10 protein-coding genes are annotated in these 12427 nt (G+C 76.7%); 3 read left to right on the top strand and 7 right to left on the bottom strand.

What is annotated here, in order from left to right:
- Nucleotides 1–12: 12 nt before the first annotated feature.
- Nucleotides 13–696: a DUF4232 domain-containing protein gene (locus tag AQJ30_RS05855; RefSeq protein WP_067229494.1), complete on the bottom strand. Its 684-nt coding sequence runs from the start codon at nucleotides 694–696 to the stop codon at nucleotides 13–15.
- 287 nt (nucleotides 697–983) lie between these two features.
- Between AQJ30_RS05855 and AQJ30_RS05850 the strand changes: the two genes are divergently transcribed.
- Together AQJ30_RS05850 and AQJ30_RS05845 are read left to right on the top strand one after the other, a co-directional pair.
- On the top strand, nucleotides 984–3209 hold the full coding sequence (locus tag AQJ30_RS05850) for an ATP-binding protein (protein ID WP_107119492.1): 2226 nt from the start codon (nucleotides 984–986) through the stop codon (nucleotides 3207–3209).
- 143 nt (nucleotides 3210–3352) lie between these two features.
- Nucleotides 3353–4618, top strand: a complete 1266-nt coding sequence (locus AQJ30_RS05845; RefSeq protein ID WP_067229488.1) for a M14 family zinc carboxypeptidase — start codon at nucleotides 3353–3355, stop codon at nucleotides 4616–4618.
- Nucleotides 4619–4682: 64 nt separating this feature from the next.
- Here the strand turns inward: AQJ30_RS05845 and AQJ30_RS05840 are convergent, their stop codons facing one another.
- The 3 genes from AQJ30_RS05840 to AQJ30_RS05830 all read right to left on the bottom strand — a co-directional run bounded on the left by AQJ30_RS05840 (nucleotide 4683) and on the right by AQJ30_RS05830 (nucleotide 7397).
- The gene (locus tag AQJ30_RS05840) at nucleotides 4683–5171 is read right to left on the bottom strand and encodes an SSI family serine proteinase inhibitor (RefSeq protein ID WP_079083851.1); all 489 of its coding nucleotides are present in this window, start codon (nucleotides 5169–5171) and stop codon (nucleotides 4683–4685) included.
- The gene (locus AQJ30_RS05835; protein ID WP_211278933.1) at nucleotides 5168–6580 is read right to left on the bottom strand and encodes a M14 family zinc carboxypeptidase; all 1413 of its coding nucleotides are present in this window, start codon (nucleotides 6578–6580) and stop codon (nucleotides 5168–5170) included. Before AQJ30_RS05835 ends, AQJ30_RS05840 begins: the two co-directional genes overlap by 4 nt.
- A 265-nt stretch (nucleotides 6581–6845) precedes the next feature.
- On the bottom strand, nucleotides 6846–7397 hold the full coding sequence (locus tag AQJ30_RS05830; protein ID WP_067229485.1) for an FHA domain-containing protein: 552 nt from the start codon (nucleotides 7395–7397) through the stop codon (nucleotides 6846–6848).
- A 184-nt stretch (nucleotides 7398–7581) separates the two neighbouring features.
- On the opposite strand from AQJ30_RS05830, the gene treZ reads away from it, so the two are divergent.
- On the top strand, nucleotides 7582–9327 hold the full coding sequence (gene treZ, locus AQJ30_RS05825; RefSeq protein ID WP_067229482.1) for a malto-oligosyltrehalose trehalohydrolase: 1746 nt from the start codon (nucleotides 7582–7584) through the stop codon (nucleotides 9325–9327).
- Nucleotides 9328–9394: 67 nt separating this feature from the next.
- Here treZ and AQJ30_RS05820 read toward each other — a convergent pair whose 3' ends face one another.
- From AQJ30_RS05820 to AQJ30_RS05810, 3 genes are all read right to left on the bottom strand, one after another.
- Nucleotides 9395–10351 carry a phosphotransferase family protein gene (locus AQJ30_RS05820; protein WP_067229480.1) on the bottom strand — a complete coding sequence of 319 codons (957 nt, stop codon included), beginning with the start codon at nucleotides 10349–10351 and terminating at the stop codon, nucleotides 9395–9397.
- 153 nt (nucleotides 10352–10504) lie between these two features.
- Nucleotides 10505–11632 (bottom strand): aminopeptidase P family protein, encoded by a 1128-nt coding sequence (locus AQJ30_RS05815; protein ID WP_067229477.1) that lies wholly within the window; start codon nucleotides 11630–11632, stop codon nucleotides 10505–10507.
- 117 nt (nucleotides 11633–11749) lie between these two features.
- Nucleotides 11750–12370 (bottom strand): PDZ domain-containing protein, encoded by a 621-nt coding sequence (locus tag AQJ30_RS05810; RefSeq protein ID WP_067229474.1) that lies wholly within the window; start codon nucleotides 12368–12370, stop codon nucleotides 11750–11752.
- Nucleotides 12371–12427: the final 57 nt, after the last annotated feature.

The raw sequence follows: 12427 nt of genomic DNA, 5'->3' as shown, positions 1-12427 counted from the left end.
CGTCGGCGGGACTCAGAAGTCGTCCGCGCCGTCGCGGAGTTCCGGGGTCCAGTAGCCGGTGAGGGCCTTGGCCGGGTCGACGGCGATGCCGCCACTGCCGGGGGCGGTGACGGCGATGACCGTGGAGTCGCCCTCCAGCTGCACGGAGAACGCCGACACGGGCTCGTTGTCCTCGTCGACCCCGCCGTCCGACAGCTTCACCAGGGCGTACGCCGGGGCCCCGGCCGTGAGCACGACCGGCGTGGCCGGCTCGCTCTTGGCGACCGCCGGGACGTCCTGCTTGTGGCTCTCCAGGAACTGGACGTGCGGGAAGTCCGCCAGCCGGCAGGAGTGTCCGGAGGTGTTGCGCGCCGTGAGGACGATGTGGGTGGAGGGCGGGCCGTCCTGCGTGGCGGCGCTGACCCGGACGTCCCGCGCGGTGCAGAGCGGGGTGGACGCCGTCCCGCGTCCACCGTTCGAGCCGGTGGCGCCCTTCGCCCCCGCCGAGCGCGCGGAGGCGGCCGGCCCCGCAGCCCCGGAGGTGACCGTGTCCTCGGCGGCCGTCGTCGCGTCGGCCGCCGGTGACGACGCCACCGTGGCCGCCGCGGTCGGCCGGGACGACGACGTGCCGCCGGAGTCGCTCTGGCAGGCGGTGAGCGACAGGGCGAGGGCCGTGCCCGCGACGGCGAGCAGCGTGGAGCGGTGCAGCGTGTTCATGGAGAGGTCCCCCGTGCGTGGTGCGGGCCGCGGCACGGTGCCGCGGCCCGGATGGTGATGCGGTCGGTCGACGACGGAGAGGATCCCGGCCCCTCTGCCCAGGTGCCCCGTGGCCACGACGGGACGGCCGGACCCGCGCAGGCCCGTGACCAGGCGCTCCGTGTCGGTCTTCAGTCGACCACTTCCGGTCTTCCTCGCCCAGGCAGTTCCCCCTGCAGAAGTACGGTCGGCGATACTTCTGCCGGGGGCTCTCATCCGGACGGGCCGGACCATCGGGGAAACGCACGGTGCACGACGGCACGTCTTCGGGCAGGAACTTCGGGCAGCGGTTGCGGGCCTTGCGGGTGGACGCCGGACTGAGCCAGGAGGCGCTGTCCCACGAGGCCGGCGTGAGCGTGCGGGCACTGGCCGACATGGAGCGCGGGCGGACCCGCGGTCCCCAGCGCCGTACGGTGCGGTCGCTGGCGGAGGCGCTGGGCCTGGACGCGGCTGGGGCCGACGAGCTGGAGGAGGCCGCGAGCCTCGGCCGGCCCCGCCCCTGCCGGTCGGCGGTCGCCGACCGGCTGTCCCCCGCCGGGCCGGCGTCCGCCACGACCACGCGTGCACCCGACCTGCTGCCGCGCGCACCGCGCGGCTTCCACGGCCGGGCGGCGGAACTCGCGGCCCTGACCCGGGCCACCCACGGCGAGGCCCCGGTCTGCCTGGTCGTCGGACCGGCCGGGGTCGGGAAGACCGCCCTGGTCCTGCACTGGGCCCACCGCGACCCCGCCGGACCCGGCGACGGGCGCCTCCACGCCGACCTGCGCGGCTTCAGCGGCACGGGCGAGCCGACCGCCGTCGAGGTGCTGCGCGAGTTCCTGGCGGCCCTGGGCGTGCCGCACGAGCGGATACCGGAGTCGGAGAACGGTGCGGCCGCACTGTTCCGGTCGCTGGCCGCCGACCGCCGGCTGCTGGTCGTCCTCGACAACGCCCGCGACTCCGAACAGGTGAGGCCGCTCCTGCCCGGCGGTGACCGCTGCGTCACCGTCGTCACCAGCAGGCACCGGCTGCCCGGGCTGATCGTCAGCGACTCCGCCCGGCCCGTCGCCGTCGACGTCCTCGCTCCCCCGGACGGCACCGCCCTCCTGGCCCAGGTGCTCGGCACGCACCGGGTGCACGCCGAGCCGGCGGCCGCGCTCCGCCTGGCCGAGCTGTGCGGCGGACTGCCGCTGGCCCTGCGGGTGGTGGCCGCCCGCCTCGCCGGCCGGCCCGACTGGTCCCTGGAGTCGATGGCCGATGAACTCTCGGACCGGACACGCCGCCTGAGCCTGCTGGACCTGGAGGACACCGGTGTCCGCGCCGCACTACACCTGACACTGCAGCAGCTCCCGGCGCGCGTCTCCGGGGTGTTCGCCCATCTCGGCCGTCACCCGGGCACCCACATCGACCGTTACGCGGCGGCCGCCCTGGCGGGCACGGATCCGGCGGCCGCCGAGAGCGCCCTGGAGCACCTGACGGCCGCGCACCTGCTCACCGAGACGGCGCCCGGCCGGTGGGCGATGCACGACCTGGTGCGGCTGTACGCCCGCAGCCTGGACGCCCACCCCGACACCCTCAAGCGCGTCCTCGACCACTACATCGCCACGGCCACCGGGGCCGTGGCGGCGGCCGAACCGGGCGCGGAGGACTGCTTCCCGCTCCCGTCCGACTTCCTCCCGCCGGCCGCGGTGCGACGGTTCGACGACCGCTCCGCCGCCGTGGCCTGGTACGCCGCCGAGCGCGACAACCTCACCCGAGCGGTCGCCGCGGCCGACGCCGCCGCACTGCACGACAGGACCTGGCGCATCGTCATGACGATGTGGCCGCTGATCGTGTGGCGCGTGCGCGACGGCTGGGCCCCGCTCCTGCGGACCGCCCTCGCGGCCACGCGCGCCGACGGCGACGAGCACGGCGAGGCCCGGGTGCTCAACGTCCTCGGCTGGGTCCTGACCGAAGAGGACCGCACCCCGGAGGCACTCGTCCACCTGGAGGCCGCGTCCACGCTCGCCGCCCGCGCCGGCGACGCGTTCGCCGAGGCCAACGCACTGATCGTGCTGGCCATGGCCCAGGCTTCCCTGGGGGGCCTCGACGCCGCCGCCGACAGCTGCGAGCGCGCGGCCGGCCTGGCCCGCCGGATCGGCGACCGCAGGATGGAACGCCTCGCCACCCAGCACCTCGCCCGCCACCAGGCCGACGCCGGACACTGGCACCGGGCCCTCACCACCGCGACCCACGCGCTGGCCCTGGAGCAGCGACCCGCGACGACCGACATCCCGCACGTCCTGCTGCTCACCATCAGGGGGGAAGCACTGCTCGGCCTCGGGAAGCAGGACGAGGGCATCACCCAGCTCGACCTCGCCGCACGGGAAGCGGAATCGGCCGGCTACGACGACGGCGCGCTGCGGGCACTCACCGCCCTCCTGCGGGCATCGGCGGACCCGGAGGTCCAGGCACGGTACGACGCGGCGCTCAGTCGACTCACCCCCCGCACCTGACCCCTGACGCACCCGCTGGGCGGGCCCGGGAGTGAGGCCGCGAGCGGGTCGGGAAGACCGCCTCCGGGGCCTCGCCGCCGTGCCTTGACAGCCGTCGGTGTCCGTGGGGTACTGCGCACAGCAGGCCGGACAATCCGACGGGGGTGAGTGTCCTGCCGCATCCGCGCTATCCCACGCCCGTGGAACTGGCCGCCTTCGCACGCGCGTTGGCCGCCGCCCGGCCCGCGCTGTGCACGCTCCGGCAGGTGGGTGTGTCGCGGGCGGGCCGTCCGCTGCACCTGCTGTCCGTGGGACACGCGCGGCGGGCCGTCCTGGTCGTCGCCGGCGCCCACGCCAACGAGCCGACCGGCGGCTCGACCCTGCTCGCGCTCGCCGAACGGGTGCTCGCCGAACCGGCGTTGCGCGACGGGATCTCCTGGCACCTGCTGCTGTGCGTCGACCCGGACGGGGCCAGCCTGCACGTCACGCCGGAGCCGGCCTCCCTGCTGGACTACCACCTGGGCTTCTACCGCCCGGCCGGCCCCGAGCAGCCGGAGTGGTCCCCCGCCCAGCTCCCGGCGCACCTGCTGCCCCCGGAGACCCGCGCCCTGACCCGGGTCATCGACGAGCTGCGCCCCTACCTCCAGGTCACCCTGCACGGCACCGACCTGGGCGGCAGCTGGGTGCAGCTGACGAGGGACGTGCCCGGACTGGCCGAGGCGTTCGCGAAGTCCGCCGCGGAGCTGCACATCCCGGTGGAGACGGCCGCCTCGGACGCGGCGGGCTGGCCCGCGGCCGGCCCCGGGGTGCACGTGATGCCGGCGCCGGGGACCGACGCCGCGTACCCGAGCATGCCGGACGACGCCCGGCACAGCACCTGGTACCACGTCCACCGGTACGGCGGGCTCACCGCCGTCGTCGAGGTGCCGATGTGGGCGAGCGACCTGGTGGACGACCCCGCCCCGCACCCCGCCCCGGCGGCGGAGCTGCGGCACCTGGCGCACCGGCTGCTGCGCGACGGGCGGACGGTGGAGCGGGTGCTCGCGGAGGCGCTGCCCCGGCTGGAGGGCGTGGACGGGCCGCTGCTGCGGGCCGCGCGGTGGGTGCTGGAGCTGGTCCCGGGGCTGGCCGCGGACTGGACCGACCTGCCGCCGGCCGACACCACGGTGGCGTACGTCGGCAGCGTGGACGCCTTCGGCCGGCGGCTGCCGCTGCGGGCCGCGGCGATGCTGCTGCGCGTGCTGCGCGAGCGGGGGGACGACGCGGCGCCCCCGCTCCAGGACCTCGTGGCCGACTGGAGCGACGCCTTCGCCCGGCACTTCCAGGCCCGTTGGGTGCCGCTGGAGCACCAGGTCGAGCACCAGTCCCGCACGGTCGTCGCGGCGGCCCTCCGGGCCCGCGCGCTGCCGGACCGGCCGTACGGGGGGTGAGCCGGGCGGGACCGGCACGCGCCCGTGCAGCTCCCCGTGCCCCGCCCCCGCCCACTCCCACGCGTCAGTCGTCCAGCGCGAACACCGCCCCCGTCGCGGCCTCCAGCTCGCAGCGGTTGGCGAAGGTCTCGCGGTAGTCCACCGGGCGGCCGTCCCACTGGCCGCGGGCGCGGACGGCCACCGGGGCGTACAGCAGGGGGCAGACCGCGTCCCGGCGGGGCACGGCGCGGACGTCGCCGTGGGCGGCGGTCAGCTCGGCGCAGGCCTCGGCGGCCCGGGAGTGCCCCTGCGGCGGGTCGCACAGCAGCAGGGCGCCGCGCGGGTCGCCGGAGCGGCCGGCGCCGGGGGTGACGGTGAGCTCCAGCCAACTGGCGCCCGGCGTGCCGGCCGCCGGGGCCGGGTCGGTCACGGGGAGCGGGCCGGCGGTGGTCGCCGTGGCGGTCGTCGCGCCGGCGGCGGCCAGCAGGAGGGCGGCGGTGACCGGGAGGGCGCGGCGCAGGGCCGCGGGGGCGGTGAGCGGGCGGGTGGGCCGGTGCGGGTGTGTGTGCGTCATTCCCGGTGCATCGGCACGGCCGCCTGCGTCCCCCAGTCCGGCTCACCCGGACGTGGGTACGGTGCGCCGTCCCGGGCGGCCAGCTCGAAGGCGGCGCGCACGACGCGCGTCTGGTACTCGGCCTGGCGTGCGACCGGGATCCAGCGGGCGCCGCAGCCGTCCTGGTAGTCGGCGCACCAGGTGTCGATGAGCCGGTCCAGCTCCGGCAGGGCCCCGGCCGGGTCGTCGCCGCGGGCGGTGACGAGCTGGTGCAGCAGGCCCGCCGTGCGCAGCGCCAGCCGCCGCCCGGCGATCCGCAAGGCCGTCAGGTGGGCGCGGCGCAGCGGCGGCAGCGGGCGCACCGGGTCGGGGGTGCGCGGGTCCCAGGCGTCGGCGAGGCCGGGGCAGACCAGTAAGTAGTCGTCCACCGGCGCCAGCAGGCGGGCGGCGTCGGGCAGGCCGGCGAGTCCGGGCCGGACGCGGGCCAGGAGGTCCTCCAGGACGCGGGTGTCGTGGCGCAGGGTGGTGCTGACGGCCCGCAGGACCGCGTCCCGGTCGTCGGGCCGTGCGCCGTCCTCCACGGCGGGCACGCCCCACATGGGCGCCTCGACGATCGCGGTGACGGTGCCGTGCCGCTGCGGGTGGAACCAGGTCGACTCCACGGCCGCCTCGGTGATGGCGGCGGCCAGGTCGCCCCGGTGCGGCGGCGGGATCAGGTGGACGGCCGGTCCCAGGCCCGGCCAGTACAGGGCGTCGTAGGGGCCGAGTTCGCGCGGGATGCCGAGCCGGGCGGCGGCGTGGGCGACGCGCTGGGCGAGGCCGGGCAGGTCACGGGTGAGTTCGACGAAGGCGCCCCCGACGTCCACGCCGTGCAGCGAGCACTGGAAGAAAGGTTTCAGTTCGTCCTGGAGGCGGAGCAGGGCGCGTGTCTCGGGCAGCGCGGCGGCCTCGGCGCCGTCGGGCAGCCACTCGGGCTGTTCGAGGAAGCCGGGCCGGAAGAAGTGCCGGAAGTGGCGGCCGAGGCTGTACGGGCCGGACAGCCAGCCCTCGTTGCGGCGCAGGCCGTCGGGGTCGAGGCACAGCAGCAGGTTCCAGGTGGCGTCGGCGCCCTCGGTCAGCCGGGGGTCGGCGAGGGCCCGTTCGGCCAGCCGCAGGACGGTGGCGCCGCCGACGGGCTCGTTGGCGTGCGGCCCGGCGACGACCAGGGCGTGGCGGGCGCCGTGGCCGACGGACAGCAGCCACAGCGGGGTGCCGGCGCGCGAGGTGCCGACGCGGCGCAGCCGGGCGTCCCGGGGGTGGCGGGCGACGAGCGCCGCCGCGCGGGCGGCCAGCTCGTCGACGGTCGGGTAACGCAGGAGGGGCGGCAGGGCACACCTCCACAGTGCGTGCCGTGGTTCACCCCGTGTCGCGGTGTGCGCACACGGGGTCATCACACTGGGTCATGCCGTGGGGCTACGTCAACACCGCGGAAGGGAGCGGTGTTTCGGACAGGGTGTCCGGATGCGGCGGGACGTTTCCGCGACACGGTGTCCGGAAGTCGCGGGGTGGTTCCGGGACATGGCGTCCGAAAGGGGATGGGCCGTTCCGGGACGCGGGGTCCGGAAGGGGTGGGGCCGGTCGCGCGACGGCCGCCGGGGGTGCCGCCGGGCTGGCCGCCGTGCCGGCCGCCGGGGGCGAACGTCCGCCCGCCGTCCGTCAGTTCGCCGACAGGCGGAACGCCATGCGCCCGAAGGACACCTGGTCGCCCTCGCGGACCACGGCGGCGCCGACGACCCGGCGGCCGTTGACGGTCGTGCCGTTGGTCGAGCCGAGGTCGCGCAGCACCCACGTCCCGCCCTGGCGCCGGAGTTCGGCGTGCACGCGGGAGACGGTCTCGTGGGTGAGCCGGAGGCCGCTCGCGGGGTCGCGCCCGATGCGCAGCGGGTGGTCGGTGCCGGGGTGCGGCAGCAGCAGCTTGGGCAGCCGCTCGGCCTGCCAGGCCCGGCGCAGCCGGACGGTGAAGCCGGAGACCGCCTCGACGGTGCCGAAGACCACGCGCGAGAAACGGTTCTCCCGGGGGAGGTCGGCGGTCAGGACGGCGAGTTCGTCGGCGCGCCGGGCGGCCAGCGCCAGCTCCATGCGCCGGATGAACGTGTCGTGCGACAGGCGCCCCATGGCGACGCCGTCCCGGAGCACCTTCAGCGCCCTGTCGCGCTCCGCGTCGGACAGCCGCGCGGGGTACGTGTTGAACTCGAAAGACGACGTCACGCTGGTGATTGTCGGTGCAGTGAACCCCGGGTGTCCAGAAAACCGGAAATTGCCGCCTCCGGTGGGCCGCGCGGTGGCCGTCCGGCGACACTCGCGGCGAAGCGGGCCCGTTCGGCGGCGGATCGACCGGGTGTGAAGCACGATGGACGGGTTACTCCGGTCAGCGGACGAAGGGGAACCATCCGTGCAGTTCGAGGTGTGGGCACCACAGGCCGAGCGGGTGACGCTCGAGTGCGACGGCGTCACGCGCGCGTTGGAACGCGATCCCGAGCGGGTGGGATGGTGGGTCGGCGAGGCGGACGCCACGGACGGCTCGCGCTACGGCTTCGCGGCGGACGACGGGCCGGTGCGGCCCGACCCGCGGTCCCGCCGGCAGCCGGACGGTCCCGACGGGCTCAGCGCGGTCGTCGACCAGGGGCGCTACGCGTGGCGCGCCGAGTGGTCGGGGCGGCCGCTCGCGGGCGCGGTGCTCTACGAGCTGCACGTGGGCACCTACACCTCCGAGGGCACCCTGGACGCGGCCGCCGAGCGGCTCGGCCACCTCGCCGAACTGGGCGTCACGCACGTCGAGCTGATGCCGCTGTGCCCGTTCCCCGGGCGGCACGGCTGGGGGTACGAGGGGGTGTCGCTGTGGGCCGTGCACGAGCCGTACGGCGGCCCCGAGGCGCTCAAGCGGTTCGTGGACCGGGCGCACGAGCTGGGCCTGGGCGTGGTGCTGGACGTGGTCCACAACCACCTGGGCCCGTCGGGCAACTACCTGCCGTACTTCGGCCCGTACTTCACCGACACCCACCAGACGCCCTGGGGTTCCGCGGTCAACCTGGACGCGCCCGGCTCCGACGAGGTGCGGGCGTTCCTGCTCGGCAGCGCGCTGGCCTGGCTGCGCGACTACCGGCTGGACGGGCTGCGCCTGGACGCGGTGCACGCGCTGGTCGACACCCGCGCGTACCCGTTCCTGGAGGAGCTGACCGAGTCGGTGGACGCGCTGGCGGACGAGACCGGCCGGCCGCTGTTCCTGATCGCCGAGTCCGACCTGAACGACCCGCGGCTGATCGCCCCGCGCGAGGAGCACGGGCTCGGGCTGCACGCGCAGTGGAACGACGACTTCCACCACGCCCTGCACACCGCGCTGACCGGCGAGTCGCAGGGCTACTACGCCGACTTCGCGCGCTCCCCGCTGGCTTCCGTGGTCAAGACCCTGACCGGCGGCTACTTCCACGACGGCACGTACTCCAGCTTCCGGGGACGCCGGCACGGGCGGCCGCTGGACCGCACGCGCGTGGGCGCGCACCGGCTGCTCGGCTACAGCCAGACCCACGACCAGATCGGCAACCGGGCCCAGGGCGACCGCCTGTCCCACCTGGTCTCCCCCGGGCTGCTGGCCTGCGCGGCGGCGCTGGTGCTCACCGCGCCGTTCACGCCGATGCTGTTCATGGGCGAGGAGTGGGGGGCGTCGACGCCCTGGCAGTTCTTCACCGACCACACCGACCCCGAGCTCGCCGAGGCCGTACGGCGGGGCAGGCGGCGGGAGTTCGCCGCGCACGGCTGGGCCGAGGAGGACGTGCCCGACCCGCAGGACCCGGCGACCCGCGACCGCTCGTGCCTGGACTGGTCCGAGCCGGAGCGCGCACCGCACGCGCGCCTGCTGGCCTGGTACCGCTCGCTGATCGCGCTGCGCCACAGCCACCCCGACCTCACCGACCCGGACCTGGGGGACCTGCGGGTCGCCCACGACGAGCAGGCCCGCTGGCTCGCGTTCCGGCGCGGTGACGTACGGGTCGCCGTGAACCTCTCCCCGAAGCCGGCCGCGATCCCGCTGGGCTCGCGCCCGGCCCGCGTCCTGGCCGCCTGGGAGCCCGTGGAGGTCCCGGGTCAGGACGGCCTGCTGCACCTGCCCGGCGAGTCGTGCGTGGTGCTGGAACAGGAGTGAGCGGCAGGAGCGGGTGCCGGGTCCCCGAGGGCACCGGCACCCGCTCCGTGTCCGAGGCCTCCCGGGGTCAGTCCTCCCCGGCCCCGCGGAAGTCCGTGACCCGCTCCAGCAGGATCGGCTCCCAGGTGCGGTGCAGCTGGGCGCGCAGCAGCGGCAGGGGCCCGGTGGCGTGGCCGTCGAGCTCGGCGGCGAGCCGGACCACCGTGTCGCAGCGGGCCAGCCACAGGCCGCGCAGACAGGGGCGGGCGCCGTACCCGGCGAGGGTGGCCGCGCGGACGGCGGCCGGGGAGCCCACCGCGCGGGCGAGGCCGGCGATGTCCTCGGCGGGGTCGCCGAGCACCGCCCCGGTCCAGTCGAGCACGCCGCGCACCCGCCCCTCGGGACCGACCACCAGGTGTTCGCCGCGCAGCCGGTGGTGGACGAGGACGGCCGTGCCCGGCTGGGCGGCCAGCTGGGCCGCTCCGGGCGGGGTGAGCTGCCGCAGCCGCCCGGCGTCGAACTCGTCGGCGTCGGCGAGGCGTTGCGCGGCGGCCACCGCCATGCGGCGCAGCGCCTCCAGAGAGCGCGGCGCGGCCCGTGGCACGCCGAGCGCCTCGGCCTGCCGGGGCGGCACCTCCCGCAGCCCGCCCAGCAGCCCGGCGAGGTCGGCCTCGCCGACGGCGGTCACGTCGTGGTCCTCGGCGGTGCCGCCCGGCACCTTGGTGTCGAGCGTGTACGCCAGCCCCGGCGACCACTCGCCGTGCGCCACGCTGGTCGGCACGGCGAGCGGGACGTGCGGGCGGACCAGGTCGCGCAGCCGCAGTTCGCGGCGCAGGCGCGCGGTGGCCTCGCGGTCGGGGGCGAGCCGCAGCACGTGGCGGGTGCCGACCCACCAGGTGCAGTGGCCGCCGCCCTCGGCGACGGGCCGTACGTCGGGGCCGCCCGCGTCGTCGCGCGCGGTGGCGCCCGCCGGGCCCCCCTCGTGCAGGAGGGTGCGGACCAGTCTGCGGACGGTGTCCGGGGTGGGTGTCGGTGCCTGGGTCATGGTCGCGCCGTCGTCGCTCGGATGGACGCCCTCGGCGGGGGCTCGCAGAGGGCTCGAAGGGGGTCGTAGGGGGTCGGAGGGGGTCGTAGGGGGCGGGGGCTCGCGGGTGGTTCCCGGGAGTCGCCGGCGATCCCCGCTCGCCGCGTCGTCCCGTCAGTCGACCACCACCATCTCGCGTGTCGTGTCGTTGAGCCGGCGCCCGCCGTCCTCGGTGACCGTGACGATGTCCTCGATGCGCACCCCGAAGCGGCCGGGCAGGTAGATGCCGGGTTCCACGGAGAAGCACATGCCGGGCACGAGGGGCTGCTCCTCCCCCTCGATCATGTACGGCGGCTCGTGGGTGGTCACGCCGATGCCGTGGCCGGTGCGGTGGATGAAGTACGCGCCGTACCCGGCGTCGGTGACGACCCGGCGGGCGGCCCGGTCGACCTCCTGGCAGGCGACGCCCGGGCGCACCGCGCGGAAGCCGGCCTCCTGGGCCTCGCGGACGACGTCGTGCACCCGGCGCTCCTCCTCGGTGGGCTCGCCGACGTGGACGGTGCGGGTGGTGTCGGAGCCGTAGCCGTCCTTCAGCCCGCCGAAGTCGAGGACGACCATGTCGCCGTGCTCGATGACCCGCTCGCCCATCTCGTGGTGCGGGTTCGCTCCGTTGGGTCCGGAGCCGACGATGGTGAAGTCGACCTGCTCGTGGCCGTGTTCGCGCAGCAGCCGGGCCAGGTCCGCGCCGACCTCGGACTCCCGGCGGCCGGCGAAGCGCACGGTGCGGATCTCCTCGAACGCCGCGTCGGCCGCCGCGCCCGCCGCCGCCATCAGCTCCAGCTCCCTGGCGTCCTTGACGGCGCGCAGCATCGGCAGGGCCTCGGTGAGCGAGGCGTACGAGGAGCCGGGCAGGGCGCGTTGCAGGACGAGCAGGTGCAGCGCCCAGGCGTTGTCGCTGATGCCGAGCCGGCCGCCGGCGCCGAGGAGGGCCGCGGTGGCGGCGTACGGGTCCTTGCCGTCGGTCCAGTCCCGCAGGGCCAGCGCGGACGCGCCCGGGGCGCGGGCGGCGTCCGGGGCCTCCAGGGCGGGGACCACGAGCACGGGGTCCTGGCCGGGGGCGAGGACCAGCAGCGTCAGCCGCTCGGTCACGGCGGGCGGCGCGTACCCGGTGAGCCACACCAGGTCCGGGCCCGGGGCGACCAGGAGCCCGGCGAGACCGGCGTCGGCGGCCGCGCGGACCGCCCGCTCCATGCGGGCCCGGTAGTCGTCGGCGGTGAAGGGTGAAGGCGTGCTGCCGGTCATCCGGGCCTCCCAGGTGAGACGTGCGGGACTACGGGCAGCATCCTGCCCGGCCCGCGGGGGCGGCGCGAGCCGGTCGGCGGGTTTCGGGGCGTGGGGCGGGGCGTGGGGCGGGGCCGGTCACGTCACGACGCCCGGGACCGCGACGAGCTGCTGGTAGCCGCCGCTGCGGTGCCGCACGGTGAGCGTCACCTTCCTGCCGGGGCTCGCCCCGGCGACGGCCCGGGCGAGGTCGGCGGCCGTCTCGACGCGGGTGCGGCCGCACCACAGCACGACGTCGCCGCGGACCAGCCCGGCGGTGTAGCCGGGTCCGGGCACGTGGACGGCGACGACCTTGGCGCCCGCCTTGTACGCGTCCACGGCCTCGACGCCGAGGGTGGCCCGGGCGGGCGCCGGTGCGGGCGGAGCGGCGTGCGCCGGGCCGGTGCGGGGACCGGTGGGCGCGTCGGCGGCGCCGGTGGCGGGGGCGGCCTGGGCCGCCGCGGCCTGGCGCTGGAACTCGGCCAGCCTGCTCATGCCGATCACCGTGGCGCCCATGGTGCCGAGGCCGACGCCGGTCAGCACCAGGACGACGCCGGCGAGCAGGCCGAGCAGCAGGGTCGTCAGCCGACGGCCGCGGCGGCGGGCGGCGTGCGGGCGGTGGGGCGGGGGGCCGGGCCTGCTGGTGCCGGTGTCACCGCCGCACGGGGCGGGGGGTTCCTGGCCCGGCAGGGGCTTGGGACGCAACGCGGTCTGTTCCATGGGGATCGCCTCCGGGGGGTGCACTACCCGGTGGGGCGGGGTGGTACGGGACACGAA

The sequence above is a fragment of the Streptomyces longwoodensis genome (genome assembly GCF_001514125.1).
In the GTDB taxonomy this organism is placed as follows: Bacteria; Actinomycetota; Actinomycetes; order Streptomycetales; family Streptomycetaceae; genus Streptomyces; species Streptomyces longwoodensis.
Note: the sequence above shows the minus strand (reverse complement) of the source record. Positions and strands in the feature narration are given on the sequence as shown.